The sequence below is a fragment of the Lentzea sp. NPDC042327 genome, assembly GCF_040647275.1.
Taxonomy (GTDB): Bacteria; Actinomycetota; Actinomycetes; order Mycobacteriales; family Pseudonocardiaceae; genus Lentzea.
The window spans coordinates 21,683-48,223 of the sequence record NZ_JBEZBX010000010.1; the positions used below are offsets into that span (position 1 = coordinate 21,683).

Genomic DNA, 26,541 nt, shown 5'->3' on the forward strand with positions numbered 1-26,541 from the left:
GGACCGGACAAAAACGATATTAGCCGCGGTCCTCGTGCTCATGCGCCGCAGCGATCCGACGACAAGCCTCGACCAGCGGTTCCATGGCCTGCAGACCGGTCACGAGTGCCCGCGCTGCCATTTGCACAACGTACGCCTGGGCCGGGATGTTGAGCGCTTCCCATTCTGATGTCGGCAGCGCCACACCCCCCGTTTCACGGTAGGTGTTCAGGAACCGCGCCCACAGGTCCGCCGGCAGGATGCCCGCCGCGAACAACGCCGCAGGTCGGGCCAGGTCCCACACCGGGTCGCCCACCCCCAGGTCGTCCACGTCGATCAACCGCCACGCCCCCCGGTGCACCAGCTGCCCGAGGTGCCAGTCGCCGTGGATCAACGCCCGCGTCGACATGCCCAGCGGCGGCAGCACCGCGAACGCCGCCAGCACCACGTCCGCGTGCGGCAGCTCCGGCGGCAACGCCCTGATCGCCCGCACGATCCGCTCCGGCGCCCCCGCCACGGGCCCCCGTGCCGGCAGCGCGTGCAGCTGGGCCAGCAGCTGCGCGCTCTCCTCCCACGGCGCCGCGTCCGGGTCCGCCTGGCTCACCGGCGTCCCGTACGGCCACACCGTCACCGGCCGGTCGTCCACGAACTGCACCGGCCGCAACGGCGGCAGCATCAGCTCCGGGTGCGCGGCCGCGATCTCCAGCCGCTGCGCCAGCGCCTCGACGTCGGTGTCCGCCGAGTGCGCCTTGGCCACCACATCACCGACCCGCACCACCACGACGTCACCGCGGTCGCCGCCCAGCACCTCCGGGTCGCCGGAAGAGCCGGTCAACGAGGCCATCGCCGCGATCAGGTCGTCCACGCCGCACAGTGAACCAGGTGGCCACCGCGTGGGGATCACGCTCGTTGCAGCGATCCCGCGTAGGAGTAGAAGAACCCGATCAGGTAGGTCGCCGCGTCTCCCGGGCTGTCGAACTCGGCGTAGAACCGCCGCTCGTCCTCGTTCACCCAGTACACGGCGTAGCGGTCACCGACCCGCACCAGGCACAGCGCGCCGTCGACCTGCTCGCCCACCGAGTAGCGCGCGGGGTCCAGGCCGAGGTGGGCGGCGATGTCCAGGGCGGCGCTCGCCGCCTGCTCGAACTCCTCCTGCAGCCCCGGTTCCTCCTCGGCGCTGCCGGTGGCCGTCGCGAGTGCCCGCGCCCTGACCGCGGAGGGCAGCCGGTCGGGCGGGCGGTACCGGTTGGCCCTGATGTGCGCGAGCAGGGCTGTGTCCGGCGCGATGTCGTGGTGTTCGAGGTAGTGCGGTACCGAACCGGACCAGACCCACCTGCCGTCGGTGTGGAACACCATCGGCACCGTTTCCGGGTGCTCGGGGTCGACCAGGTCGGGTGCGAGACCGCGGGAGGACAGCACGACCGGTGCGCCGCGCAGGTAGTCGAGCACCGCCTGCTTCTCGAACCGCACGACCGGGGTGCGGTAGGTGAGCGCCACGCCGTCCGCGGACATGCCGTCGACCGCCCGCGCCAGGAGCAGCTCCGGCCGGTGCGGTGCCTTCGCCCGCGGCTCGGGCTTCAGCGTGCCGGTCGTGCTCAGCGCCGCGTTGAGCCAGCCCGGCACGTACCGGGGGTTGCGCGGGTAGAACGTCGGCTCGTGCCGCAGGGCCTGGGCCGCGAAGTCCGCGAGGTCGCTGAAGTACGGCCGCCAGGCGGGTTCGGCCTCGGTGTCGAAGGCCAGCGTCGGCTGACCGCCGTCCTCCAGCACGTAGCGGGCGGTGAACCACGCCCCGAACGGGTAGGAGTAGCCCGCGGCCCTGAGCCGGTGGAACCACTGGCTCACCACCGCCGACGGCAGCCAGTGCACCTCCTCGCCGTCCGCCGTCGTCACCGTGGTCGTGAGGACCTGCCACCCGGCCGTCGCGTCGCACTCGACGCTGATCCGCGTCCACCCCTCGGGTGCGGACGAGGCGAGCTCCGCCGTGATCGCGTCGACGATCGCGTCGAGGTCCGGTTCCCCCGGCGGTCCCCACGCCAGCGAGACGCCGTGCGCCGCGGGCGGTTCGTCCAGGAAGGACAGGTGGTCGACCCGCACCTGGCAGAGCCGGTCGAACTCGCCGGCGGGCCCGCGCAGCCGCCAGCTCCGGGGAACCCGCAGGGAGAGCGGGCTGGTGACGAGGTCCGCACCGTCGGCGGCGACAACCTCGGCGGCGGTCTCACCGGCCAGGGCAACGGTGATGAGCGTGAACCACGACTCGACGAGGCTGCGCTGCAACGGCGTGCCCGCGATGTCGTCGTCGGGGTCGGGATCGACGACGACGTACTGGCGCGCACCGTCCTGCCCCGCACGCGCGACGCAGAGCTGGTCGGACCAGACCGCGTGCGTGGTCCTGCCCAGCGGACCGGACAAGATCGCCTTCACTGCTGTCCTCCCGGCATCGCGGTGCCCATCGGCGTCGGCGTCGCGGGAAGCGGCCCGACGCGCATGAGGTCGTTGACTCGTTCGCTCTCGGCCCGGTGCAGCTCGGCCAGCGTCTGCGCCGGTATCCGCAGCTTCGGCTTGGACGACCGGTTGAGCTGCAGGCCGACGTGGTGGCGGCCGTGGCCGAGGTGCCTGATCAGGTCGATGCCGCGCACCGACGTCCAGTGCGGCCAGGTGCTCGGCACCCGCACGAACGAGGTGCAGACGTCGAGCGTGCGGTCGCCGTGCTCGTTCGGCCGGAGCACCAGCTCCTCGCCCTCGTCGCACATGGCCATGAGCTCCGCTTCCGCGAACGCCCGCGCGAACGGCCCGAGCCGCACGAACCCGTTGATCGTGCGCCACAGCTCCAGTTCGAAGTCCGTGTGGAACCTGGTGCCCGCGGTGTCCGGGTGCGGCACGAAACCGGGGTTGCGCCACTCCTCACCGGTGAACGCACCGTCCGGGCCGACCTCGCGGAGCCCCTTCAGGGTCCGGGTGTCGTCGCGCTTCTCCCGCGGCTGGTGGAGGTCGTAGTAGCCGACCTGACCACCGGGGTTGCGGGCGGCCAGGGCAATGCCCTCGTCGTCGACGTCGGGCAGGGGGGACCTGCCCAGGTACCAGTCGACGTGCACCTCTGGCACCCCGCTCATAGCTCTGCCTCCAGCTCCTGCATTTCCGCGAGCCACTTGAAGTTCTCGTTCACCTGGGGGTTGCCGACGCTGGTGTCGTGGATGTCGCCGTTGTCGTCGAAGTAGGTGACGCGTTCCCAGGTCCGGTAGACGTACTCGTTGCCCATGCCGCCGGGGAACACGTACTCCGACTCCCCGTGCGTGCCGTTCTGGCCCGCGTCGTGGTAGGTGAAGTCGACGTTGACGCCGTTCGGGTGGTACGCCTCCGTGATCCGCTCCACCCTCTTGTTGAGTCCGCTCTCCGTCTTCACGTCCGTGTCGGCGTTGAACCTCATGTTCGTCTCGAACCGGCCGGGCGCGTGGTCGACGTCCATCGTGAACGACACGTGCGCGGAGCCCGTGACGATCTTGTCGCCGAACCCGGACATCGCGCCGCCCGCCACGTGGTTGTTGATGCTCAGCGCCTCGGGGTTGCGCGGCGCGATGCCCTGACCGGCGTGGATGTCGGCCGCACTGCCGCCGTCGATGCGCAGCAGCGGCTGGCTGAGCATCTGCCGCAGGCCCTGGACGTCGCGGTAGACCGGCTTCTCCGGGATGGCCGAGACGTCCACCCGGACCGGAGCGCCGTCGAGCATCCCGGGCGGTGCCTGGCGGGTGTGGCCGGGCGGCAGCTCCCCACCGGGGGTGAAGGTCGGCTTCTCGTCGTTGCGCCCGCCGGTGATCTCCCCCTTGTTCTTGAACACCCGGTCGACGTACTCCGTCGCGGCCTTGTTCAACCTGCGCTGCATCGCGTCCTGCGCCGACTCGCGGGGTGCGGTCGAGGCCGCGTCCGGCTCGATGAACCTGCCGTCGGGACCGACCTCGAGGCCCGCCGTCCGGATCCACACCTCGGCCATGGACAGCTCGGGGTGCTCCAGCGCGTAGAGCTTGACGGCGTGCTGCTCCAGCTCCGCCTGGCTCATGTCCTCCAGCGACCGCTGCCGTCGAGGAGCTTCCGGTTCCGTGCTCCTGGGCTGCGGTGCGTCGGCCCTGGTGGGGACCGTGTGCTGGACCGGGGCCGGCTGGTGCCGTGCCGGATCGGCCGGTCGGTTCCACGGCTGGTCCTGGGTGCTGCCCGGGGGCATCGGCCGGCGAGGTGGCTGCGGGCCCTGTGCCGGGTGCACCGGGCGAGGAGGACCGGCGTTCGGCGGCGCGGTGTGCCGTGCCTGCCGGGGGTGGTGGCCGGCGGGAGGCGCCATCGGGCGCCGCAGCTGGTCGGGGTGCTGCGGGTGGCTGCGGTGCTGTGGGTGGCTGTGGTGTTGCGGGTAGCCGTTGTGCTGCGGGTGACCGTGGTGCTGCGGGGGCTGGCCCTGCTGTGGTGCGGCCCTGCCCTGTTGTGGGTGCTGGCCGGTGTGCGGACGTGGTCCGGCCTGTGGGTGTTGCCAGGCCTGTGGGTGTTGCCCAGCCGGCGGGTGTGACCTGGCCTGCGGGTGATGGCCGGTGTGCGGACGTGGCGCGGGCTGCGGGTGCTGACCGGTCTGCGGGTGCTGACCAGGCTGTGGATGTTGTCCGGCTTGCGGGCGAGGCCCGGCCTGCGGAGGTGGTCCGGCCTGCGGGCGTGGTCCGGCCTGCTGCGGACGCGGTCCCGCCTGGGGGTGCTGCCCTGCTTGCGGGTGTCGGCCGACCGGTGGCTGGAGCGGGCGTTGCTGCTGGTGCCACGTGCGCGGGTCGGCTCCGTGCTGCGGGCGTTGCTGCCCTGCCCACGGCTGGCCGGGACCGTGGGCGGGGCGCTGCGGAACCCCACCCGGAGGCATCCCGCCCACGGGCGTCCCACTGCGAGGCGGCAGCCCCGGTGGAGGTCCCTGCCGCCGCGGTGGCTGCCGGTCCGACCAGCCCGGTGGTGGTGCGCCGGGGTGGACCGGTCGCTGGTGGCCGTCCGGCTGCACCGGGTGCCACTCGCCGGACGCGTCGCGCACCCAGTCCGTCGGTTCGCCGCGGCGCCATGCGCGCGGACGGTGCTCCGGTGTCGCGCCGCCCCACGTGGGGGTCGTGCCGGGCGGGGTCGGGCGGTCGTGCCGGGTGCTGGTGCCGTCCGGCTTGAAGGTGACCCAGTCGCCGTTCGGCGGCCAGCCGGGGGAGAAGTCGCCGCGGACGTGGTCGAAGTGCGACGAGCTCGCGAAGACGTTGCCCATGTCGTCGACCCACGCGTCCTTGGTGGGGGAGACGACGTCGACTCCGAGCTCCTGGCTCAGCCGGGCCGCGAACCCGTCCGACCTCGTGCCGGTCTGGCAGGAGACCAGGCGGATCGGCTGCCTGCCGTCCCAGTCGCCGCTCGACCTGATGATGTCGGCGAGGTCCTCCGGCGTCAGCCTGGTGCCGCCCACCCGGACGTCGTCGGTGGAACCGTGCAGGTCAACGGTGTAGCGGTGCGGGTCGGGGGCGACCATCGCCGCCGACTGCGAGTAGGCCTTGAACTCGTCGTCGTGCAGCGACAGGCCGGACCGGGTGTGCCTGACGTCGTCCCGCAGGTGCTCGAAGCGGTCCGGCAGCGGCACCGGGCTCCGCAGCCTCTTGTGCTCCTCCCACGGCGTGCGCGCGGGCCGTTCGTGCGGCGAGGCGGCGTCGGCAGGCGGCTGTGGTGCGTGCGCGGGGTACGGGGACGGCCCGGCCGGTGGCAACGGACGGGCGTGCGGTGACGGGCCCGCGGGGTGGGCCGGCCGGTGCGGGGACGGGGGAGGCTGGGGAGCGCGGTGCGGTGCCGGAGCGGCTGCCGGTGGAGCGGAGCGGTGCTGCGGCGGTGGCACCTGGCCGTGCTGCGGCGGGGAGGTCTGGGCGTGCTGTGGCGGCACGTGGGCAGGCTGGTGCTGGGGGACGTCGTTGGCAGTGCGGTGCGTCGGCGGGAGCAGAGGTGCCGACGTCGCCGCCTGGTGCACGCCGTCCGCCGGCGGTGTGCGCGGAGCGGTCGGCGGTGGGGCCGAGGTCGTCGGTGCCGGCTGGAAGGGGGCGGAGGCGTTCGGCGCGTGGTTGCCGTGGGAGGCGGGGCCGGACGGGACCGGGCCGGTTGGCGCCTGACTGCCGGGGGCAGGTGCCGACGGTGCCGGGCCGGTGTGGCCGTGGGGTGCGGACGTGCTGCTGCCGACGGGCACGGGCTGGTGGCTGCTGCCGGACGGGTGAGGACCGGCGTTGGTCGGCGAGGTGCCGGCGTGCCCACCCGGCGTCGAGACGGGTGCGCTGCTCGGCGAGAAGGTCGAGGGGGCCGTCGTCGGCACCGAGCGAGCCGCGGCGGGTGAGCCCTGCTGGCCCGGACTCTGCTGGCCCGGACCCTGCGGCGCTGGACCGGTCTGTGCGGGAGCGTGCTGGAAGCCCTGCGGTTGCTGCGGAGCAGCCGCCGCGGAGGACGGGGCAGCGGAGGACGGGGCCGCTTCGGGCGTGGCCGGGCGGTGCGCCGGCTGGTCGGTGGGTGGGCCCGCGAACGACGTGTTCACCGCGTCCGCGGCACGCGGCGGGGGAGGGCTGTCCGACCCGGACGGCGCGGTCGAAGCCGCCGCAGGAGGGGTGATCGGGGGAGCGGACGGCGCCGCAGGAGGTGCGACTGCGGGAGCGGAAGACGCCGCAGGAGGGGCGACCGGGGGAGCGGACGGCGCAGCGGGCGGACCGTCGGGGCGTGCCGTGGGCATGTCGCCGGCCGCAGGGGCGTCGAAGTCGGCGTTCACGCCCTCCATGCCCGACTTGAGGCCGGAAACGCTGCCGCTCACCGCCCCCGACGTGGCGCCGAAGAGGACGTCCCCGGCCTGGATGCCCTCCTCGGACAGGGCGCCCTCGGCCAGTGCGGAGCCGGCGCCGATGAGGGCTTCCTCGGCGGCGTTGCGGCCGATGGAGCGGCCGATCGAGTCGCCTACGCCGTCGCCGAGGGCCTTGCCCGCGCCGGCGCCCACGCCGAAGCCGACGGCGCCGGAGATGAGGCCCGACTTGGCGGCGTCGAGGGTGAGCTTGCCGTCGAGCTCGGAACGGGTGCCCTTGGCCAGCTGGATGCCCTGGACGGCGAGGTCGGTGGCCACGGAGGTGGCCACCTCGATGCCCACCTGCACGGCGAGCTTTCCGATGAGGTTGCGGCCGACCTGCTGCATCAGCCGTTGCACCAGTTGCCGGAACACGATCTGCACGCCGGCGCGGGTGGCCAGCTGGGCGGGGACGATGCCTGCGGTCGAGGCGCCGAAGGACGCCACCGCGGAGGCGATCATCGCGGCGATCTGGATGGCCAGGATCACCAGCGCGATGATGATCGAGAGCTTGGCGTACTCGATCTGCATGGCGCAGTTGCGGCAGGCGGTGGCGAGCTTCTCGGAGACGTTCTTCATCTTGGGCAAGGTGGCTTCCTCGCCCTTGACGAACTTCTCCCAGTACTTCTTGAACGCCTCCGCGGCCTCGCCGTCCATGTGGGACGTGGCCTGCGCCACGGCGTCGTCGGCCTCGCGCATGGCGTTGTCGATGTCGGTCGCGGCGGTCTGCCACACCTCGGCGAGGCGTTGCAGTGCCGTCTCGTCGCCTTCCGGCCAGCTGTCGCCCACCACGATCGGGATGAGCCAGCGGACCTCGGCGGGCATCTCGATGCCCATTGCGGCAATCCCCCCAGACTGCTAACCGCTGATGCCGCGTGCGTTGAAGTCGTCCTGCTGTTCCATCAGGTTCGCGGACTCTTCGAGGTTCTTCCCGATGTCCTGCAACGTCTGCGCGACCTTCGCCATCACCTCGCGCACGGCCTGCGCGGCGGGGGCGTAGTCGGTGCCGAACTTCTGGCCGGCCTCGTCGTTGCCCCAGCACTGGCCCTCGGCGTCGAGACCGCGGGCCAGCGCCGCCGCGTGCGTGCCCATCTCCTCGCCCGCGTGGCCCATCTTCGCCGCGGCCGAGCGCACGCCGGCCGCTTCCATCCACGTGTGCCCGCTCACCAGCGGTGGCCCCTGCCCATGATCGAGTCGCCGCCGAAGTCCTCGTCGTCGGACTCGGCGGAACCGGCGCGCTGCACCGGGCGGGCCTCGCGGCGCAGCACCGAGGAGCCGAAGTCCTCATCGGACGGTGGTGGCGGAGCGGCGGGCTCCTCGCGCTGCTCGACCTTGAAGAAGTCCTTCAGCGACGGTGCGCCCGGCACGACGTCCGGCAGGTCGACCATGCCCTCTTCCGAGGTGAGCGGGGCCATCTCGGCGTTGACCTGCTCGCGCACGTTCATCGCGGCACGGCGGGCCACCTGCGTGATCGTCTGCGCCAGCTGTTCGGGGGTCACCCGGTCGAACGCCCGCGGGCCCAGCTCCAGCTCGTCCAGCACACCGGTCGCGTCCACGGTCACCACGACGTTGCCGTCCGGTGAGGACGCGACACCCGACATCGCCGCGATAGCCGCCTGTGCGTCCCGCAACCCGTCCGTGCGCTCCTTGAGCTCGCGCATCAGGGTGTCGAGCGTGCCGCGCAACTCTGCGTTACGAGCCGCTAGCTGTTCGTCATCGAGCACTGCGGCAACGTACCGAACGCCCCTGCGGCCTGTCGGGCGTATGGATCATTTGGTGATGCAGATCGTCGTCGGCGGCCGGTCGTAGGTCCTGGTGTCGTCGTCGGGACCGCACAACGACCGGTCCGACCTGCCGTCGACCACCTTGGTGACCCTGCGGGTGCCGGTGCCGCAGGCGAGCTTGGTGTCGAAGTCGCCGACCTGCTGGAGGCAGTCGCCCTGGCGCACGTTCAGCGAGTAGCACTCCCGCGTCTTGCGCTTGGTCTTGCGGTTGCGCGCCGACGCCTCCTCCACGTAGTCGCCGCCGGGGCAGGGCGCGGTGACGCCGCGCTCGATGGACACCAGCCGGTAGGTGGCGTCCTGCGCGGCGCAGTCCACCTTCGTCAGCTCGGCCTTGTCGCGGGACAGGTCCACGACCTTGGCGCACTCGCCGACGCCGGGCTGCTCGGTCCAGAGCGAGCAGCCGGAGACGACCAGCGCCAACGCGGTGACCGCGACGAGCTTCCGCACGGCGAAGTGGTGCTTCGACATGGCCTCACACCTCCGGGATGCGGACGTCGGACAGCTGCTGTGGCGAAAGTCGCACCGCCCGCGGCCGGGAGCCGGCGTCCGCGGCCGGACCACCGGGTCCTGCGGCGGCGCTGACCGCACGGTCGGGTGACGAGGCGGCGGTGGGCTGTGACAAAACCGCTTCCCCCAGGTAGAGCTTGATGTGCGGACCATGTCTACTGCACGGGCGGGAGCGGTACCCCCGTTTTGACCCAGGTAGACGTGGGCGGGTATCTTTGCTACTCGTGCCCGACCCATGTCGGGCCGCTCCGCGTGCCCGTGAGGCCGCGGTGTCCTCCACTCGCGGTGGCAGTCGAACTGTTGCTTGCGGACCTGAGTAGCGGGCGACACGCCCGACCTCGGGTGCAGAGAGGGATCAAGAAACACGAGGGTGAACCGCAAGGGGAACCCGCAGAAGACGGAAGAAGCAGCCGGCGAATGCCAACGATCCAGCAGCTGGTCCGCAAGGGCCGCCAGGACAAGGTGGCCAAGCAGAAGACGGCGGCCCTCAAGGGCTCGCCGCAGCGGCGCGGTGTGTGCACCCGCGTTTACACCACCACCCCCAAGAAGCCGAACTCCGCACTGCGCAAGGTCGCTCGCGTGAAGCTGACCAGCGGTATCGAGGTCACGGCCTACATCCCCGGTGAGGGTCACAACCTCCAGGAGCACTCGATGGTGCTCGTGCGCGGTGGTCGTGTGAAGGACCTGCCGGGTGTTCGCTACAAGATCATCCGTGGCTCTCTCGACACGCAGGGTGTCAAGAACCGCAAGCAGGCTCGCAGCCGCTACGGCGCGAAGAAGGAGAAGAGCTGATGCCCCGCAAGGGACCGGCCCCGAAGCGGCCGCTTATCTCTGACCCGGTCTACAGCTCGCCGCTCGTGACCCAGCTCATCAACAAGGTGCTGGTGGACGGCAAGCGCTCCGTGGCCGAGAAGATCGTCTACGAAGCCCTCGAGGGTGCTCGCGAGAAGACCGGCACCGACCCGGTCGTCACGCTGAAGCGCGCGCTGGACAACGTGAAGCCCTCGCTGGAGGTCAAGAGCCGCCGCGTCGGTGGTGCGACCTACCAGGTGCCGATCGAGGTCAAGCCCGGCCGCTCCACCACGCTGGCGCTGCGCTGGCTGATCACCTTCTCCCGGCAGCGCCGTGAGAAGACCATGGTCGAGCGTCTGATGAACGAGCTGCTCGATGCGAGCAACGGTCTCGGTGCGAGCGTCAAGCGCCGTGAGGACACTCACAAGATGGCCGAGTCCAACAAGGCCTTCGCCCACTACCGCTGGTGATGTGCCGCCCGGCCTGCCGGTCAGGCCGGGCGCTCCCAGCCCTAGTGAGCCCACAAGCTCAAGACAGGGGAAAGACCCGTGGCACAGGACGTGCTCACTGATCTTGCCAAGGTCCGCAACATCGGGATCATGGCCCACATCGACGCGGGCAAGACCACGACGACTGAGCGGATCCTGTTCTACACCGGGATCAGCTACAAGATCGGCGAGGTCCACGACGGCGCTGCCGTGATGGACTGGATGGAGCAGGAGCAGGAGCGCGGCATCACGATCACGTCGGCCGCGACGACCTGCTACTGGAAGAACCACCAGATCAACCTGATCGACACGCCCGGCCACGTCGACTTCACCGTCGAGGTCGAGCGCAACCTGCGCGTCCTCGACGGCGCCGTTGCCGTCTTCGACGGCAAGGAGGGCGTCGAGCCGCAGTCCGAGCAGGTCTGGCGGCAGGCGACCAAGTACGACGTCCCGCGCATCTGCTTCGTCAACAAGATGGACAAGCTCGGCGCGGACTTCTACTTCACCATCCGCACCATCTCCGAGCGCCTGGGCGCCAAGCCCCTCCCGATCCAGATCCCGATCGGTGCCGAGAGCGACTTCATCGGCGTCGTCGACCTGATCGAGATGCGCGCTCTGACCTGGCGCGGCGAGGTCCAGAAGGGCGAGGACTACGCGATCGAGGAGATCCCCGCGGATCTCGTCGAGAAGGCGCAGGAGTTCCGCGAGGCGCTGCTCGAGGCCGTCGCCGAGACCGACGACGACCTGACCGAGAAGTACTTCGAGCAGGGCGACCTGTCCGTCGAGGAGATCAAGGCCGGCCTCCGCAAGATCGTTGCCGAGGGCACCGCCTACCCGATCCTCTGCGGCTCCGCGTTCAAGAACAAGGGCGTCCAGCCCATGCTCGACGCGGTGATCGACTTCCTGCCGTCGCCGCTGGACCTCCCGCCGGTCGAGGGCACGCTGCAGGACGGCGAGACCGTCGTGTCGCGCAAGGCCTCGTCCGACGAGCCGTTCTCCGCGCTCGCGTTCAAGATCGCCGTGCACCCGTTCTTCGGCAAGCTGACCTACATCCGGGTCTACTCGGGCAAGGTCGCCTCCGGCACCCAGGTCGTCAACGCGACCAAGGACCGCAAGGAGCGCATCGGGAAGATCTTCCAGATGCACGCCAACAAGGAGAACCCGGTCACCGAGGCCATCGCCGGTCACATCTACGCCGTGATCGGTCTGAAGGACACGACGACCGGTGAGACCCTCGCCGACCCGGCGAACCCCATCGTCCTCGAGTCGATGACGTTCCCCGAGCCGGTCATCCAGGTCGCCATCGAGCCCAAGACGAAGGCCGACCAGGAGAAGCTGGGCACCGCGATCCAGAAGCTGGCCGAGGAGGACCCGACGTTCCGGGTCAACCTCGACCAGGAGACGGGCCAGACCATCATCGCCGGCATGGGCGAGCTCCACCTGGACATCCTGGTGGACCGCATGCGCCGCGAGTTCAAGGTCGAGGCCAACATCGGCAAGCCTCAGGTGGCGTACCGGGAGACCATCCGCAAGGCGGTGGAGAAGTACTCCTACACCCACAAGAAGCAGACCGGTGGCTCCGGCCAGTTCGCGAAGGTGCTCGTCACCGTCGAGCCGCTGGAGAAGAAGGAAGACGGCGCGCTCTACGAGTTCGTCAACGCCGTCACCGGTGGTCGCATCCCCCGCGAGTACATCCCGTCGGTCGACGCGGGTGCGCAGGACGCGCTGCAGTACGGCGTGCTGGCGGGCTACCCGCTGGTCGGCGTGAAGGTGACGCTGCTCGACGGCGCCTACCACGAGGTCGACTCCTCGGAGATGGCGTTCAAGATCGCTGGTTCGATGGCCCTCAAGGAAGCCGCCCGTCAGGCGTCTCCCGCGATCCTCGAGCCGCTGATGGCCGTCGAGGTCACGACGCCCGAGGAGTACATGGGCGACGTGATCGGCGACCTGAACTCCCGCCGTGGCCAGATCCAGGCCATGGAGGAGCGCAGCGGTATCCGCGTCGTCAAGGCGCTGGTCCCGCTGTCGGAAATGTTCGGGTACGTGGGTGACCTGCGGTCCAAGACCCAGGGTCGTGCCAACTACTCGATGGTGTTCGACTCCTACGCAGAGGTTCCCGCGAACGTCTCGAAGGAGATCATCGCGAAGGCGACTGGGGAATAACCCCACACCGGAGCACCGCAGTTCCACCGCGGGCTCTCCGGGGTTGATTCCCTGGGGTCCGCTACTTTTTGACCCTGACGTGTAAGTCCGGCCGGCCGCCCCTAGCCGGCCGGACCAGCAAAAGAAGTCCAGGAGGACAATCCAGTGGCGAAGGCGAAGTTCGAGCGGACGAAGCCGCACGTCAACATCGGCACCATCGGTCACATCGACCATGGCAAGACCACGCTGACCGCGGCGATCTCCAAGGTTCTGCACGACGCGTACCCCGATGTCAACGCTTCGTTCGCGTTCGACCAGATCGACAAGGCGCCGGAAGAGAAGCAGCGCGGCATCACGATCTCGATCGCGCACATCGAGTACCAGACGGAGAACCGTCACTACGCGCACGTCGACTGCCCCGGTCACGCCGACTACATCAAGAACATGATCACCGGTGCGGCGCAGATGGACGGCGCCATCCTGGTGGTCGCGGCGACCGACGGCCCGATGCCGCAGACGAAGGAGCACGTCCTCCTGGCCCGCCAGGTCGGCGTCCCCTACATCGTCGTCGCGCTGAACAAGGCCGACATGGTCGACGACGAGGAGATCCTGGAGCTCGTCGAGCTCGAGGTCCGCGAGCTGCTCTCCGAGTACGAGTTCCCGGGCGACGACCTGCCGGTCGTGCGCGTTTCGGCGCTGAAGGCGCTGGAGGGTGACGAGACCTGGGGCAAGTCCGTGCTGGAGCTCATGGCCGCCGTCGACTCGGCGATCCCGGAGCCGGAGCGCGAGACCGACAAGCCGTTCCTCATGCCCGTCGAGGACGTCTTCACGATCACCGGCCGCGGCACCGTCGTGACCGGTCGCATCGAGCGCGGCATCATCAACGTGAACTCCGAGATCGAGATCGTCGGCATCAAGGAGCAGTCGAAGAAGACGACTGTCACCTCGATCGAGATGTTCAAGAAGTTCCTCGACGAGGGTCGCGCCGGTGACAACGCCGCGCTGCTGCTCCGCGGCATCAAGCGCGAGGAGGTGGAGCGCGGCATGGTCATCGTCAAGCCGGGCACCACGACCCCGCACACCGAGTTCGAGGCGCAGGTCTACATCCTGTCGAAGGACGAGGGTGGCCGCCACACGCCGTTCTTCAACAACTACCGTCCGCAGTTCTACTTCCGGACGACGGACGTGACCGGCGTCGTGACCCTGCCCGAGGGCACCGAGATGGTCATGCCCGGTGACACCACCGGCATGTCGGTCAAGCTGATCCAGCCGATCGCCATGGACGAGGGCCTCCGCTTCGCGATCCGCGAGGGTGGCCGCACCGTCGGCGCCGGCTCGGTCACCAAGATCGTCAAGTGACCTGGCTCTAGCTGTTAGTTCGGCGTCAGGCCGGGCCAACGTTCGCGTTGGCCCGGCCTTCGTCGTAGCAGGACCAGGCGTGTGCGACAGCTCACGCCGGAAATGTTTCGCGGCGCGCGAGGTAGATCCGCCGCGGGGATCTCGTTGCCGGGCAACGGGTCCGTTTCGCTCGTCGGTCCACACGCGACCGATCGGGCGGCTCGTCGGACAAGATCCGCACGTGATCTGCCTCCAACTGACCCACCCCGATTTGGAGTGCCCCGCGACCGTGTGGCATCCTTTATGGGTTGCTCGACGAAGGCCGGGTCGCATCCGTGCGTGCCCATCTCCTTCGACCGAGCGTCCGCGCCCTGTTAGTGAACGCCTCCTTGCGGAGATGGGCATCAGGGTGCATGGGCTGTGGTAGGCCCAATCCCACCGGGGAGACCTTGCGTGGGACCGGTATGCGTACCGGGCGCGACACGCCCGACCGCGTGGACCGGGCACCATGACACTTCAACAGGGGCGGAGCGCGCCAAGAGGCTGTAACAGGCCTCATCCGAGGCACCGCACCGCAGCGGTTACGAGAAGCAGAGGAACGGCAAGCCATCATGGCGGGACAAAAGATCCGCATCCGGCTCAAGGCCTACGACCACGAGGCGATCGACGCGTCTGCGCGCAAGATCGTTGAGACCGTGACGCGCACCGGCGCTCGGGTTGTCGGGCCCGTGCCGCTGCCCACTGAGAAGAACGTGTACTGCGTCATCCGCTCGCCGCACAAGTACAAGGACTCGCGCGAGCACTTCGAGATGCGCACGCACAAGCGGCTGATCGACATCCTCGACCCGACGCCGAAGACGGTTGACGCGCTCATGCGCATCGACCTGCCGGCCAGCGTCGACGTCAACATCCAGTAAGCGTTGGGCGCGGAGAGTAACGGACCAATGTCTGACAGGCAGATGAAGGGCATCCTGGGCACCAAGCTCGGCATGACTCAGGTCTTCGACGAGAACAACCGGGTCGTCCCGGTGACCGTCGTCAAGGCTGAGCCCAATGTCGTGACCCAGGTTCGCACCGAAGAGAAGGACGGCTACACCGCCGTCCAGCTGGCGGCCGGCGCGATCGACCCGCGCAAGGTCAACAAGCCCGTCGCGGGCCACTTCGCCAAGGCCGGGGTCACGCCCCGTCGCCACCTGGTGGAGCTGCGCACGGCGGACGCCGGCGAGTACACGGTCGGCCAGGAGATCACCGCTGAGGTGTTCGAGGCCGGCGCTGTTGTCGACATCACCGGCACCAGCAAGGGCAAGGGCACCGCGGGTGTCATGAAGCGCCACAACTTCCGGGGTCTCGGCTCCAGCCACGGCACCCAGCGCAAGCACCGCTCGCCGGGTTCCATCGGCGGCTGCGCCACCCCGGGTCGCGTCTTCAAGGGTCTGCGCATGGCCGGCCGCATGGGCCACGAGCGCGTGACGACCCAGAACCTGAAGGTGCACAAGATCGACGTGGAGAACGGCCTGCTGCTCATCAAGGGCGCGGTTCCCGGTCCCAAGGGCGGTCTGGTGTTCGTCAAGACTGCTGCGAAGGGTGGTGCCTGATGTCGACGGTTGAGATCCGTACGCCGGACGGCAAGTCCGCCGGCACGGTCGAGCTCCCCTCGGCTGTTTTCGACGCGCAGGCGAACGTCGCGCTGCTGCACCAGGTCGTCGTGGCCCAGCAGGCCGCCGCGCGCCAGGGCACGCACTCGACGAAGACCCGCGGCGAGGTGTCCGGTGGTGGCAAGAAGCCGTACCGCCAGAAGGGCACCGGTCGTGCCCGCCAGGGTTCGACGCGTGCGCCGCAGTTCGCCGGCGGTGGCGTCGTCCACGGCCCGCAGCCGCGCGACTACTCGCAGCGGACGCCCAAGAAGATGAAGGCCGCCGCTCTGCGCGGTGCCCTCTCCGACCGGGCCCGCGCCAACCAGGTGCACGTCGTGTCCGGCCTGGTGGACGGGGACACCCCGTCGACCAAGTCCGCGCGCAAGGTCCTGGAGTCGGTCACCCAGGCCCGTCGCGTCCTCGTGGTGCTCAACCGCACCGACGAGGTCTCGTGGGTCAGCGTGCGCAACCTGCAGCACGTGCACGTGATCGCGCCCGACCAGCTCAACACCTACGACGTGCTCGTCAACGACGACGTGGTGTTCACCAAGGACTCGCTCGACGTGTTCCTCGCCAGCAAGGCCCAGTCGGGTTCTGGCTCGGCTGAGGCCACGGCGACCGTGGTGGACGAGGAGGCCTCGAAGTGATCCCCGACCACAGGGACATCTTGCTCGCGCCGGTGATCTCCGAGAAGTCCTACGGACTGCTCGAGGAGAACAAGTACACCTTCCTGGTGGCGCCGGGTTCGAACAAGACCCAGATCAAGATCGCCGTGGAGAAGGTCTTCGGCGTGAAGGTCGTCAGCGTCAACACCATCAACCGGCAGGGCAAGCGCAAGCGCACCCGCACCGGGTTCGGCAAGCGCAAGGACACGAAGCGCGCGATCGTGACGCTGTCGGCTGACAGCAAGGCGATCGAGATCTTCGGCGGCCCTGCCGCCTGATGACGAGGACTGCGTAGAGATGGGCATTCGCAAGTACAAGCCGACGACTCCCGGTCGTCGCGGTGCGAGCGTCTCCGACTTCGCCGAGATCACTCGGTCGACTCCGGAGAAGTCGCTGATCCGCCCGCTGCACAAGCTGGGTGGCCGCAACGCCTCGGGCAAGATCACCACGCGGCACAAGGGTGGCGGTCACAAGCGGGCTTACCGCCTGATCGACTTCCGCCGCAACGACAAGGACGGCATCCCGGCCAAGGTCGCTCACATCGAGTACGACCCCAACCGCACCGCCCGCATCGCGCTTCTGCACTACGCCGACGGCGAGAAGCGCTACATCATCGCCCCGGAGAAGCTCAAGCAGGGTGACACGGTTGAGAACGGCCCCAAGGCCGACATCAAGCCGGGCAACAACCTGCCGCTGCGCAACATCCCGGTCGGTTCCGTGATCCACGCGATCGAGCTCCGCCCCGGCGGCGGCGCGAAGATGGCGCGCTCGGCCGGTGCCTCGGTTCAGCTCGTGGCCAAGGACGGTCCGTACGCCCAGCTGCGCCTCCCCTCGGGTGAGATCCGCAACGTGGACGTGCGCTGCCGCGCCACGCTCGGCGAGGTCGGCAACAAGGACCACCAGAACATCAACTGGGGCAAGGCCGGCCGCATGCGGTGGAAGGGCAAGAAGCCCACCGTCCGCGGTGTCGCGATGAACCCGGTCGACCACCCGCACGGTGGTGGTGAGGGCAAGACCTCCGGTGGTCGCCACCCGGTCAACCCGGCTGGTAAGCCCGAGGGTCGTACCCGCCGCCGCAAGCCAAGCGACAAGCTCATCGTCCGGCGTCGTCGCACCGGTAAGAAGCGCTGAGCAGGGAGGGAGTGAAGGATGCCTCGCAGCCTTAAGAAGGGTCCCTTCGTCGACGACCACCTGCTCAAGAAGGTGGACGTTCAGAACGAAGCGGGCAAGAAGACCGTCATCAAGACGTGGTCCCGCCGGTCCACGATCATCCCGGACATGCTGGGTCACACCATCGCGGTGCACGACGGCCGCAAGCACGTCCCGGTGTTCGTGACCGAGGCCATGGTCGGGCACAAGCTGGGCGAGTTCGCCCCGACCCGGACCTTCAAGGGCCACATCAAGGACGACCGGAAGTCTCGTCGCCGCTAGGCGCCGAACTGAGAAGAGCAAGGGAAAAGCAGCGATGAACGCCCGTAAGGACGCTGAGGCGCAGGAGTTTCCGCGCGCCGTGGCTCGGGCTCGTTACGTTCGCGACACCCCCATGAAGGTGCGTCGCGTCATCGAGCTCATCAAGGGTCGTAACGCCAGCGAGGCCCTGGCCGTGCTCCAGTTCGCGCCCCAGGCCGCCTCTGAGCCGGTCGCGAAGGTGCTCGCCAGCGCCATGGCCAACGCCGAGAACAACCTGTCCCTGGACCCGTCCACCCTCTGGGTGTCGGTGGCCTACGTGGACGAGGGTCCGACCCTCAAGCGTTTCCGCCCGCGTGCCCAGGGCCGCGCGTACCGGATCCGCAAGCGGACGTCGCACATCACCATCGAGGTGGAGTCGCGTCCGAAGAAGACCAGCGCGAAGGGAACCCGGTAGTGGGCCAGAAGATCAACCCGCACGGCTTCCGGCTGGGGATCACCACCGACTGGAAGTCCCGCTGGTACGCCGACAAGCAGTACGCCGAGTACGTGGCGGAGGACGTCAAGATCCGCCGCCTGCTCGGCAAGGGCATGGAGCGTGCCGGCATCTCCAAGGTGGAGATCGAGCGGACCCGTGACCGGGTGCGCGTCGACATCCACACCGCCCGGCCGGGCATCGTCATCGGCCGCCGCGGTGCCGAGGCGGACCGCATCCGCGGTGAGCTGGAGAAGCTCACCAAGAAGCAGGTCCAGCTGAACATCCTCGAGGTCAAGAGCCCCGAGTCGGACGCGCAGCTCGTGGCACAGGGTGTCGCCGAGCAGCTGTCCAACCGCGTCGCCTTCCGGCGCGCGATGCGCAAGGCCATCCAGTCGGCCATGCGTTCGCCGCAGGTCAAGGGCATCCGCGTGCAGTGCGGCGGTCGCCTCGGCGGCGCCGAGATGTCCCGCTCGGAGCACTACCGCGACGGCCGCGTGCCGCTGCACACGCTCCGCGCCAACATCGACTACGGCTTCTTCGAGGCCCGCACCACGTTCGGCCGCATCGGCGTGAAGGTGTGGATCTACAAGGGCGACATCGTCGGTGGCATCTCGGCCAAGCGCGCGCTCGACGCGGCCCCGGCTCAGGGAGCCGACCGCGCCCCGCGCCGCGACCGCGGCGAGCGTCCGAACCGGGCCCGTCGCTCGGGTGCCAGCGGCACCACCGCGACGAGCACCGAGGCCGGCCGTGCCGCAGCTGACGCCACGGCGTCGGCCGAGGCCCCGGCTGCTGCAGAGAAGACGGAGAGCTGAGTCATGCTCATCCCTCGTAGGGTCAAGCACCGCAAGCAGCACCACCCCAAGCGGTCGGGTGCTGCCAAGGGCGGCACGAAGGTCACCTTCGGTGAGTACGGCATCCAGGCTCTCGAGCCGGCCTACGTCACCAACAGGCAGATCGAGTCCGCTCGTATCGCCATCACGCGCCACATCCGTCGTGGCGGCAAGGTCTGGATCAACATCTTCCCGGACCGTCCGCTGACGAAGAAGCCGGCCGAGACCCGCATGGGTTCCGGTAAGGGTTCGCCGGAGTGGTGGGTGGCCAACGTCAAGCCGGGTCGCGTCCTCTTCGAGATGGCCTTCCCGAACGAGCAGGTGGCCCGCGAGGCTCTTCGCCGCGCGATCCACAAGCTCCCGATGAAGTGCCGCATCGTTACGCGTGAGGGTGGTGAGTTCTGATGGCAGCGGGTACCACCGCTTCTGAGCTGCGTGAGCTCACCGAGGAAGAGCTCGTGCTGCGTCTGAAGGAGTCGAAGGAAGAACTCTTCAACCTTCGCTTCCAGATGGCCACGGGCCAGCTCGACAACAACCGGCGGCTGCGCACGGTCCGGCACGAGATCGCCCGGATCTACACCGTGATGCGGGAGCGGGAGCTCGGGCTCTCCGTCACGCCGGATTCCACTGGTGAGGGTGCGGCATGACCGAAAGCAACGAAGTCCAGACCGAGAAGCGCAACGACCGCAAGGTCCGCGAGGGCCTCGTCGTGTCCGACAAGATGGACAAGACGATCGTCGTGGCGCTCGAGGACCGCAAGAAGCACCCGCGTTACTCCAAGATCATGCGCTCCACCACCAAGGTGAAGGTGCACGACGAGGAGAACGCGGCGGGCGTCGGCGACCGCGTCCTGCTCATGGAGACCCGGCCTCTGTCGGCGACCAAGCGCTGGCGGCTCGTCGAGATCCTCGAGAAGGCCAAGTAAGTCCTTTCTAGACAGACCGAGCCCGTCGGGTCGGAAATCCGGCGGGCCAGGAATGGTCAGGAGCAGGTAAGTGATTCAGCAGGAGTCGCGGCTTCGTGTCGCCGACAACACCGGTGCGAAGGAGATCCTTTGCATCCGTGTTCTCGGTGGTTCGGGCCGCCGCTACGCGGGCATCGGCGACATCATCGTCGCGACCGTCAAGGACGCGATCCCCGGTGCCGGCGTGAAGAAGGGTGACGTCGTCAAGGCCGTCATCGTCCGCACCGTCAAGGAGCGCCGTCGCGCGGATGGCTCGTACATCCGCTTCGACGAGAACGCCGCCGTGCTCATCAAGAACGACAACGAGCCGCGCGGTACCCGCATCTTCGGCCCGGTCGGCCGCGAGCTGCGCGACAAGAGGTTCATGAAGATCATCTCGCTGGCTCCGGAGGTGCTCTGACCATGAAGGTGAAGAAGGGCGACACGGTCGTCGTAATCGCCGGCAAGGACAAGGGCGCGAAGGGCAAGGTCATCCAGGCCTACCCGGAGACCGGCAAGGTCCTGGTCGAGGGCGTCAACCGGATCAAGAAGCACACCAAGATCACGCAGACCCAGCGGGGCGCGCAGTCGGGTGGCATCGTGACCCAGGAAGCCCCGATCAACGTCTCCAACGTGATGGTGGTCGACTCGGACGGCAAGCCGACCCGCGTTGGTTACCGTACGAACGACGAGGGCAAGCGGGTCCGCATTTCCCGTCGTAACGGGAAGGACATCTGATCATGACTACCGCAGAGAAGATCATCCCGCGGCTCAAGACGCGCTACCGCGACGAGGTCAAGGGCGAGCTGCAGAAGCAGTTCTCCTTCGCCAACGTGATGCAGATCCCCGGCGTCGTCAAGGTCGTCGTCAACATGGGTGTCGGCGACGCCGCCCGTGACGGCAAGCTGATCGACGGTGCCGTCAAGGACCTGTCGATCATCACCGGCCAGCGTCCCGAGATCCGTCGGGCCCGCAAGTCCATCGCGCAGTTCAAGCTGCGCGAGGGCATGCCGATCGGCGCGCGCGTCACGCTGCGCGGCGACCGCATGTGGGAGTTCCTCGACCGCCTGCTGACGATCGCTCTCCCGCGCATCCGCGACTTCCGCGGACTCTCGGGCAAGCAGTTCGACGGCAACGGCAACTACACGTTCGGTCTGAACGAGCAGTCGATGTTCCACGAGATCGACCCCGACTCGATCGACCGTCCCCGCGGCATGGACATCACCGTCGTCACCACCGCCACGAACGACGAGGAGGGCCGGGCGCTGCTGAAGCTCCTGGGCTTCCCGTTCAAGGAGAACTGAGTCGATGGCCAAGAAGGCGTTGATCAACAAGGCCGCGAAGAAGCCGAAGTTCAAGGTCCGGGGCTACACCCGGTGCCAGCGTTGCGGCCGCCCCCACGCGGTGTTCCGCAAGTTCGGCCTCTGCCGGATCTGCCTGCGCGAGATGGCTCACCGCGGTGAGCTGCCTGGCGTGAGCAAGTCCAGCTGGTAATTCAGAGCACCATTACTTCGCTGTAGGCCCGCACGCGACCGTCCTGGCCCCTTCACGGGGGCCAGGTCTGGACCCCGAGCGGTGAACCGCAGCGAGAAAGGTTGACCAGGTCACCATGACGATGACCGACCCGATCGCAGACATGCTCACTCGTCTGCGCAACGCGAACTCGGCTTACCACGACAAGGTCGTGATGCCGCACTCGAAGCTGAAGGCCAACATCGCCGAGATCCTCAAGCGCGAGGGCTACATCGCCTCGTACCGCGACGAGGAGGGCGAGGTCGCGAAGAACCTCGTCGTCGAGCTGAAGTACGGCCCGAACCGGGAGCGCAGCATCGCCGGCCTCCGCCGCGTGTCGAAGCCCGGCCTGCGCGTGTACGCGAAGTCCACCGGTCTGCCCCGAGTTCTCGGTGGCCTCGGTGTGGCGATCATTTCGACCTCTGGTGGTCTCATGACCGACCGCCAGGCCAACAAGGCAGGCGTGGGCGGAGAAGTCCTCGCCTACGTTTGGTAAGGGGGAGTAGACATGTCGCGCATCGGTAAGCAGCCGATCATTGTCCCCTCCGGGGTCGACGTGAACATCGCCGGTCAGGACGTGAGCATCAAGGGCCCCAAGGGCACCCTGACGCTGACGATCGCTGAGCCGATCAGCCTGGAGAAGGCTGAGGACGGCACTCTCGAGGTCAAGCGCCCGAACGACGAGCGCCGCAACCGCGCGCTCCACGGCTTGTCGCGCACGCTGGTGCACAACATGGTCGTCGGTGTGACCCAGGGTTACGAAAAGAAGATGGAAATCCACGGCGTCGGTTACCGCGTCGCGCTCAAGGGCTCTGAGCTCGAGTTCGCGCTCGGTTACTCCCACCCCGTCAAGGTCGAGGCCCCCGCGGGCATCACCTTCGCGGTGGAGACCCCGACCCGCTTCTCCGTCTCGGGTATCGACAAGCAGCTGGTCGGTGAGGTCGCCGCCAACATCCGCAAGCTGCGCAAGCCCGACCCGTACAAGGGCAAGGGCGTCCGCTACTCGGGCGAGAAGATCCGTCGCAAGGTCGGAAAGACGGGTAAGTGACATGAGCGAGTCGACTGTTACGAAGCGCAAGCCGGTGGGCAAGGACATCTCCACCAGGCGTCGTGTTGCCAAGGCCCGTCGCCACTTCCGCCTCCGCAAGAAGGTCAACGGAACGGCCGAGCGCCCGCGCCTGGTCGTGCACCGTTCGTCGAAGCACATCACCGTGCAGATCATCGACGACCTGAAGGGCCACACGGTCGCGTCCGCTTCCTCCATGGAGGCCGACGTCCGTGCCCTGGAGGGCGACAAGAAGGCCCGCGCGGCCAAGGTCGGCCAGCTGGCCGCGGCCCGTGCCAAGGACGCCGGTGTCACGGCGGTCGTGTTCGACCGCGGCGGCAACGCGTACCACGGCCGGATCGCTGCTCTGGCGGATGCCGCTCGCGAGGCGGGGCTGGAGTTCTGACAATGATCATCACTGGAATTGAGAGGGACGCCTGATGCCAGGACGTACGCGTCGCGAAGGCGGCGGGGGCGAGCGCGGAGAGCGCCGCGACCGTCGTGACGGCGGCCGCGGCGGCGCGGCCCAGGAGAAGACCCCGCACCTCGAGCGCGTGGTTGCGATCAACCGCGTGTCCAAGGTGGTCAAGGGTGGTCGTCGCTTCAGCTTCACCGCCCTCGTGGTGGTGGGCGACGGCGACGGCATGGTCGGCGTCGGCTACGGCAAGGCCAAGGAAGTTCCCGCGGCCATCGCCAAGGGTGTCGAGGAAGCGAAGAAGAACTTCTTCCGCGTGCCTCGCATCGCCGGCACCATCCCGCACCCGGTGCAGGGTGAGAAGGCCGCCGGTGTGGTCCTGCTGCGTCCGGCCTCGGCCGGTACCGGTGTCATCGCGGGTGGCGCCGTCCGCGCCGTCCTCGAGTGCGCCGGCGTGCACGACGTGCTGTCGAAGTCGCTCGGCTCCGACAACGCGATCAACATCGTGCACGCGACCGTGGCGGCCCTCAAGGGCCTGCAGCGTCCCGAAGAGGTCGCGGCCCGTCGTGGCCTGCCCCTCGAGGACGTCGCCCCCGCCGGCATGATCCGCGCTCGCGCGGGCCAGGGGGTGTGATCATGGCTCAGCTGAAGATCACGCAGGTTCGCAGCACCATCGGTACCAAGCACAACCACCGCGAGTCGATGCGCACCCTCGGGCTGCGCAAGATCCGCCAGTCGGTCGTGCGTGAGGACACCCCCCAGGTGCTCGGCCTGATCCACGCCGTGCGCCACCTGGTGGTTGTTGAGGAGGTCCAGTCGTGACCATCAAGATTCACGACCTGCGTCCTGCCCCCGGGGCCAAGACCGCCAAGACCCGCGTCGGTCGTGGTGAGGGCTCCAAGGGCAAGACCGCCGGCCGCGGTACGAAGGGCACGGGCGCTCGCAAGAACGTCTCGCCGCGCTTCGAAGGTGGCCAGATGCCGCTCCAGATGCGGCTGCCCAAGATGAAGGGCTTCAAGAACCCGTTCCGCACCGAGTACCAGGTCGTGAACGTCTCCGACATCGCTGCCTCGTTCCCCGAGGGCGGTTCGGTCGACGTCGCCGCGCTGGTGCTGGCCGGGCTGGTCCGCAAGGGCTCGCTCGTCAAGGTGCTGGGTGACGGTGAGGTCAGCGTCAAGCTCGACATCACCGCGAACAAGTTCTCCAAGACCGCTGTGGAGAAGATCGCTGCTGCGGGTGGGACGACCACGGTCGCCTGATCCGCGGGACTGTCCGAAGGGCCTCGGGGCGTTGCCCCGGGGCCCTTCGGCGTTTCCGGGGGACGTGGCCGCGAGCGCGGTGGCGGTGACGGCGACGTCGGCGCGGAACCGCTCGCGGAGGGCCTTGACGCCTCGCCTTCGGCGTCGGCTGGGCCGGTGCGGCCCGATCGTGCTGCGGCGCGACTCCGCGGCCCGACCGTGGTGCAACCCGACCGTGGTGCGGTGCGGCTCGGCAGCGCGACGCGGTGCGGCGCGATTCGGCGCGCGTGCGGGGTTCTGCGAACAGCTGAACTTTCCGCCCGATCGGAGGGAACACGAAGAGTGGTGTGGACGTTCCGCCGGGTCTGTTCTGGCTGCTGGTAGCACGGATTGTCCGGGTTCGGTACCCCGAAAGGACCAGTGGACCGGGCAGAGATCAACCGAGTTGAACCTGTGATTGGCCACTGGGTACGACCAGGTGGTGGGGGGCTGTTAGTGTTGCGGGCTGAACCCGGATGTCCTCCGGGTTGCTTGGTCGTGGCTACCTACCTCGGCCCTGCCATCTACCGCATGCGCCGGTCCCTGGGGGTCGGCAACGCTCAGGAGGTTCGCGTGCTCGGCGCATTCCGCTCGGCTCTCGCGACGCCGGATCTACGCAAGAAGATCCTCTTCACGCTCGGGATCATCATTGTGTACCGGCTTGGTGCGACCATGCCCGCGCCGGGCGTGTCCTTCAAGAACGTGCGGGCGTGTGCCGAGCAGCTCGAAGGCCAGAACATCTACTCGCTGATCAACCTGTTCAGCGGTGGTGCGTTGCTCAACCTGTCGGTGTTCGCGCTGGGGATCATGCCCTACATCACCGCGAGCATCATCATCCAGCTGCTCACCGTGGTCATCCCGCGGTTCGAGCAGCTGAAGAAGGAAGGGCAGGCCGGGCAGGGCAAGCTCACGCAGTACACCCGCTACCTCACGATCGGGCTGGCGATCCTGCAGTCCACCGGTCTGGTGGCGCTGGCGGTGCGCGGGCAGCTGTTCGGTGAGTGCGACCAGGACGTCATCCCCGGCAAGGACAGCATCTTCACGCTGATCGTGCTGGTCATCACGATGACGGCCGGTACCTCGGTCATCATGTGGCTGGGTGAGCTGATCACCGAGAAGGGCATCGGCAACGGCATGTCGTTGCTGATCTTCACCGGCATCGCCGCCCGCATCCCGGCCGAGGGCAAGAACATCTGGGACAAGGACCAGTCGCGGATCACCTTCGTCCTCGTCATCATCGCCGCTCTGATCATCATCGCGAGCGTCATCTACGTCGAGCAGGCGCAGCGCCGCATCCCGGTGCAGTACGCCAAGCGCATGATCGGTCGCCGCATGTACGGCGGCACCTCGACCTACCTTCCGTTGAAGGTGAACCAGGCCGGCGTCATCCCGGTCATCTTCGCCTCGTCGCTGCTCTACCTGCCGGACCTGATCGTCCGCCTCACGAACTCCACGGGTGAGCCCAACTGGTTCACCACGTTCGTGCAGACCTACCTGGTCAAGCAGTCGAGCTGGGTGCACATCAGCGCGTACTTCCTGCTGATCGTCTTCTTCACCTACTTCTACGTCGGCATCACGTTCAACCCGGACGAGCGCGCTGACGAGATGAAGAAGTTCGGTGGCTTCATCCCCGGCATCCGTCCCGGTCGCCCGACCGCCGAGTACCTCAAGTTCGTCCTGGGCCGCATCACGCTGCCCGGTTCGCTCTACCTCGGCATCGTGGCGATCCTGCCGAACCTGTTCCTCGACATCACCAGCGAGGGCCAGAACCAGAACTTCCCGTTCGGCGGTACCGCGGTTCTGATCATGGTCGGTGTCGGTCTCGACACCGTGAAGCAGATCGAGAGCCAGCTCATGCAGCGCAATTACGAAGGGTTCCTCCGCTAGTGCGACTTGTTCTCGTTGGCCCGCCGGGTGCGGGCAAGGGCACTCAGGCCGAGGTGCTGAGCACCAAGCTCGGCGTGCCGCACATCTCGACGGGCGACCTCTTCCGGTCACACATCAGCAACCAGACCGAGCTCGGGCTGGAGGTGCAGAGCATCCTCGACGAGGGCGCTCTCGTACCGGACAGCATCACGAACGAGATGGTGCGCAAGCGCTTGGCCGAGTCCGACGCCACGGACGGGTTCCTGCTCGACGGGTTCCCGCGCAACGTGGCGCAGGCCGACAAGCTCGCTGAGTTCCTCTCGGTCGACGGACACGGGCTCGACGCGGTGCTGGAGTTCCGGGTCGACGAGGACGTCGTGGTGGAGCGGTTGCTGGCGCGCGGGCGCACGGACGACAAGGAAGAGGTCATCCGGCACCGGCAGCAGGTGTACCGCAACGAGACCGCGCCGCTGCTCGACTACTACGCGGACAAGGTCATCACCATCGACGCCGTCGGTGAGATCGACGAAATCAGTGAGCGGGCCCTCGCTGCGCTGCACGCGCTGCGCGGCGAGAAGTGACCGGTGGACTG

The 26,541-nt window shown here is 68.5% G+C and carries 34 protein-coding genes; 27 read left to right on the top strand and 7 right to left on the bottom strand.

Annotation, left to right across the window (positions count from 1 at the left end):
* Positions 1-19 precede the first annotated feature (19 nt).
* From AB0A63_RS25125 to AB0A63_RS25155, 7 genes are read right to left on the bottom strand one after another with little or no spacing between them, the layout of a single operon-like run.
* A complete protein-coding gene (locus AB0A63_RS25125; RefSeq protein ID WP_360395715.1) occupies positions 20-844 on the bottom strand; it encodes a phosphotransferase in 825 nt (274 codons plus the stop codon).
* A 35-nt stretch (positions 845-879) separates the two neighbouring features.
* A complete protein-coding gene (locus AB0A63_RS25130) occupies positions 880-2,400 on the bottom strand; it encodes a hypothetical protein (RefSeq protein ID WP_360395717.1) in 1,521 nt (506 codons plus the stop codon).
* A complete protein-coding gene (locus tag AB0A63_RS25135) occupies positions 2,397-3,089 on the bottom strand; it encodes a hypothetical protein (RefSeq protein WP_360395719.1) in 693 nt (230 codons plus the stop codon). Before AB0A63_RS25135 ends, AB0A63_RS25130 begins: the two co-directional genes overlap by 4 nt.
* Positions 3,086-7,663 carry a hypothetical protein gene (locus tag AB0A63_RS25140; protein ID WP_360395721.1) on the bottom strand — a complete coding sequence of 1,526 codons (4,578 nt, stop codon included), beginning with the start codon at positions 7,661-7,663 and terminating at the stop codon, positions 3,086-3,088. Before AB0A63_RS25140 ends, AB0A63_RS25135 begins: the two co-directional genes overlap by 4 nt.
* A 21-nt stretch (positions 7,664-7,684) precedes the next feature.
* Positions 7,685-7,993, bottom strand: a complete 309-nt coding sequence (locus AB0A63_RS25145; RefSeq protein WP_360395723.1) for a WXG100 family type VII secretion target — start codon at positions 7,991-7,993, stop codon at positions 7,685-7,687.
* Positions 7,990-8,550, bottom strand: a complete 561-nt coding sequence (locus AB0A63_RS25150; protein WP_360395725.1) for a YbaB/EbfC family nucleoid-associated protein — start codon at positions 8,548-8,550, stop codon at positions 7,990-7,992. Before AB0A63_RS25150 ends, AB0A63_RS25145 begins: the two co-directional genes overlap by 4 nt.
* 45 nt (positions 8,551-8,595) lie before the next feature.
* Complete coding sequence (locus tag AB0A63_RS25155; RefSeq protein WP_360395727.1) at positions 8,596-9,078, bottom strand: hypothetical protein; 483 nt, start codon at positions 9,076-9,078, stop codon at positions 8,596-8,598.
* Between the two features lie 456 nt (positions 9,079-9,534).
* Between AB0A63_RS25155 and rpsL the strand changes: the two genes are divergently transcribed.
* From rpsL to AB0A63_RS25290, 27 genes are all read left to right on the top strand, one after another.
* Positions 9,535-9,909 carry a 30S ribosomal protein S12 gene (gene rpsL / locus AB0A63_RS25160; RefSeq protein ID WP_030473471.1) on the top strand — a complete coding sequence of 125 codons (375 nt, stop codon included), beginning with the start codon at positions 9,535-9,537 and terminating at the stop codon, positions 9,907-9,909.
* A complete protein-coding gene (rpsG, locus tag AB0A63_RS25165) occupies positions 9,909-10,379 on the top strand; it encodes a 30S ribosomal protein S7 (RefSeq protein ID WP_030478293.1) in 471 nt (156 codons plus the stop codon). The genes rpsL and rpsG overlap by 1 nt, the downstream gene beginning before the upstream one ends.
* A 78-nt stretch (positions 10,380-10,457) precedes the next feature.
* The gene (fusA, locus tag AB0A63_RS25170) at positions 10,458-12,560 is read left to right on the top strand and encodes an elongation factor G (RefSeq protein WP_360395728.1); all 2,103 of its coding nucleotides are present in this window, start codon (positions 10,458-10,460) and stop codon (positions 12,558-12,560) included.
* Positions 12,561-12,704: 144 nt separating this feature from the next.
* Entirely contained in the window at positions 12,705-13,898 is a 1,194-nt protein-coding gene (gene tuf / locus AB0A63_RS25175; protein ID WP_360395730.1) for an elongation factor Tu, read from the top strand.
* 590 nt (positions 13,899-14,488) lie between these two features.
* Positions 14,489-14,794 (top strand): 30S ribosomal protein S10, encoded by a 306-nt coding sequence (gene rpsJ / locus AB0A63_RS25180; RefSeq protein ID WP_003938093.1) that lies wholly within the window; start codon positions 14,489-14,491, stop codon positions 14,792-14,794.
* A 27-nt stretch (positions 14,795-14,821) separates the two neighbouring features.
* Positions 14,822-15,472, top strand: coding sequence for a 50S ribosomal protein L3 (rplC, locus tag AB0A63_RS25185; protein ID WP_360395731.1), 651 nt, complete (start codon positions 14,822-14,824; stop codon positions 15,470-15,472).
* On the top strand, positions 15,472-16,158 hold the full coding sequence (rplD, locus tag AB0A63_RS25190; RefSeq protein ID WP_360395732.1) for a 50S ribosomal protein L4: 687 nt from the start codon (positions 15,472-15,474) through the stop codon (positions 16,156-16,158). Before rplC ends, rplD begins: the two co-directional genes overlap by 1 nt.
* Entirely contained in the window at positions 16,155-16,454 is a 300-nt protein-coding gene (gene rplW, locus AB0A63_RS25195; RefSeq protein ID WP_065915972.1) for a 50S ribosomal protein L23, read from the top strand. Before rplD ends, rplW begins: the two co-directional genes overlap by 4 nt.
* Positions 16,455-16,473: 19 nt before the next feature.
* On the top strand, positions 16,474-17,307 hold the full coding sequence (rplB, locus tag AB0A63_RS25200) for a 50S ribosomal protein L2 (RefSeq protein WP_065915973.1): 834 nt from the start codon (positions 16,474-16,476) through the stop codon (positions 17,305-17,307).
* 18 nt (positions 17,308-17,325) lie between these two features.
* Complete coding sequence (gene rpsS / locus AB0A63_RS25205) at positions 17,326-17,607, top strand: 30S ribosomal protein S19 (RefSeq protein ID WP_030478300.1); 282 nt, start codon at positions 17,326-17,328, stop codon at positions 17,605-17,607.
* Between the two features lie 34 nt (positions 17,608-17,641).
* Entirely contained in the window at positions 17,642-18,040 is a 399-nt protein-coding gene (gene rplV / locus AB0A63_RS25210) for a 50S ribosomal protein L22 (protein ID WP_285643061.1), read from the top strand.
* Positions 18,040-18,873: a 30S ribosomal protein S3 gene (rpsC, locus tag AB0A63_RS25215; protein ID WP_360395734.1), complete on the top strand. Its 834-nt coding sequence runs from the start codon at positions 18,040-18,042 to the stop codon at positions 18,871-18,873. Before rplV ends, rpsC begins: the two co-directional genes overlap by 1 nt.
* A gap of 3 nt (positions 18,874-18,876) precedes the next feature.
* On the top strand, positions 18,877-19,296 hold the full coding sequence (rplP, locus tag AB0A63_RS25220) for a 50S ribosomal protein L16 (protein WP_030473461.1): 420 nt from the start codon (positions 18,877-18,879) through the stop codon (positions 19,294-19,296).
* Positions 19,296-19,538: a 50S ribosomal protein L29 gene (gene rpmC, locus AB0A63_RS25225; RefSeq protein WP_053733144.1), complete on the top strand. Its 243-nt coding sequence runs from the start codon at positions 19,296-19,298 to the stop codon at positions 19,536-19,538. Before rplP ends, rpmC begins: the two co-directional genes overlap by 1 nt.
* Complete coding sequence (gene rpsQ / locus AB0A63_RS25230) at positions 19,535-19,816, top strand: 30S ribosomal protein S17 (protein ID WP_089949051.1); 282 nt, start codon at positions 19,535-19,537, stop codon at positions 19,814-19,816. The genes rpmC and rpsQ overlap by 4 nt, the downstream gene beginning before the upstream one ends.
* 70 nt (positions 19,817-19,886) lie before the next feature.
* Positions 19,887-20,255 (top strand): 50S ribosomal protein L14, encoded by a 369-nt coding sequence (gene rplN, locus AB0A63_RS25235; RefSeq protein ID WP_089915281.1) that lies wholly within the window; start codon positions 19,887-19,889, stop codon positions 20,253-20,255.
* 2 nt (positions 20,256-20,257) lie between these two features.
* On the top strand, positions 20,258-20,572 hold the full coding sequence (rplX, locus tag AB0A63_RS25240) for a 50S ribosomal protein L24 (RefSeq protein ID WP_045309812.1): 315 nt from the start codon (positions 20,258-20,260) through the stop codon (positions 20,570-20,572).
* A gap of 2 nt (positions 20,573-20,574) precedes the next feature.
* Positions 20,575-21,138 (top strand): 50S ribosomal protein L5, encoded by a 564-nt coding sequence (gene rplE / locus AB0A63_RS25245; RefSeq protein ID WP_360395736.1) that lies wholly within the window; start codon positions 20,575-20,577, stop codon positions 21,136-21,138.
* 4 nt (positions 21,139-21,142) lie between these two features.
* Positions 21,143-21,328, top strand: a complete 186-nt coding sequence (locus AB0A63_RS25250; RefSeq protein WP_030473455.1) for a type Z 30S ribosomal protein S14 — start codon at positions 21,143-21,145, stop codon at positions 21,326-21,328.
* Positions 21,329-21,443: 115 nt separating this feature from the next.
* Positions 21,444-21,842, top strand: a complete 399-nt coding sequence (gene rpsH / locus AB0A63_RS25255; protein WP_030473454.1) for a 30S ribosomal protein S8 — start codon at positions 21,444-21,446, stop codon at positions 21,840-21,842.
* Between the two features lie 12 nt (positions 21,843-21,854).
* The gene (gene rplF / locus AB0A63_RS25260) at positions 21,855-22,394 is read left to right on the top strand and encodes a 50S ribosomal protein L6 (protein ID WP_090094708.1); all 540 of its coding nucleotides are present in this window, start codon (positions 21,855-21,857) and stop codon (positions 22,392-22,394) included.
* A 1-nt stretch (position 22,395) separates the two neighbouring features.
* Positions 22,396-22,797 carry a 50S ribosomal protein L18 gene (gene rplR, locus AB0A63_RS25265; protein ID WP_360395738.1) on the top strand — a complete coding sequence of 134 codons (402 nt, stop codon included), beginning with the start codon at positions 22,396-22,398 and terminating at the stop codon, positions 22,795-22,797.
* Positions 22,798-22,831: 34 nt separating this feature from the next.
* On the top strand, positions 22,832-23,440 hold the full coding sequence (gene rpsE / locus AB0A63_RS25270; protein ID WP_030473451.1) for a 30S ribosomal protein S5: 609 nt from the start codon (positions 22,832-22,834) through the stop codon (positions 23,438-23,440).
* Between the two features lie 2 nt (positions 23,441-23,442).
* On the top strand, positions 23,443-23,628 hold the full coding sequence (gene rpmD, locus AB0A63_RS25275; protein WP_045309828.1) for a 50S ribosomal protein L30: 186 nt from the start codon (positions 23,443-23,445) through the stop codon (positions 23,626-23,628).
* Positions 23,625-24,065: a 50S ribosomal protein L15 gene (gene rplO, locus AB0A63_RS25280; RefSeq protein ID WP_360395741.1), complete on the top strand. Its 441-nt coding sequence runs from the start codon at positions 23,625-23,627 to the stop codon at positions 24,063-24,065. The genes rpmD and rplO overlap by 4 nt, the downstream gene beginning before the upstream one ends.
* A 591-nt stretch (positions 24,066-24,656) precedes the next feature.
* A complete protein-coding gene (gene secY, locus AB0A63_RS25285; protein WP_360396061.1) occupies positions 24,657-25,970 on the top strand; it encodes a preprotein translocase subunit SecY in 1,314 nt (437 codons plus the stop codon).
* Complete coding sequence (locus tag AB0A63_RS25290; protein WP_360395742.1) at positions 25,970-26,530, top strand: adenylate kinase; 561 nt, start codon at positions 25,970-25,972, stop codon at positions 26,528-26,530. The genes secY and AB0A63_RS25290 overlap by 1 nt, the downstream gene beginning before the upstream one ends.
* Positions 26,531-26,541 lie beyond the last annotated feature (11 nt).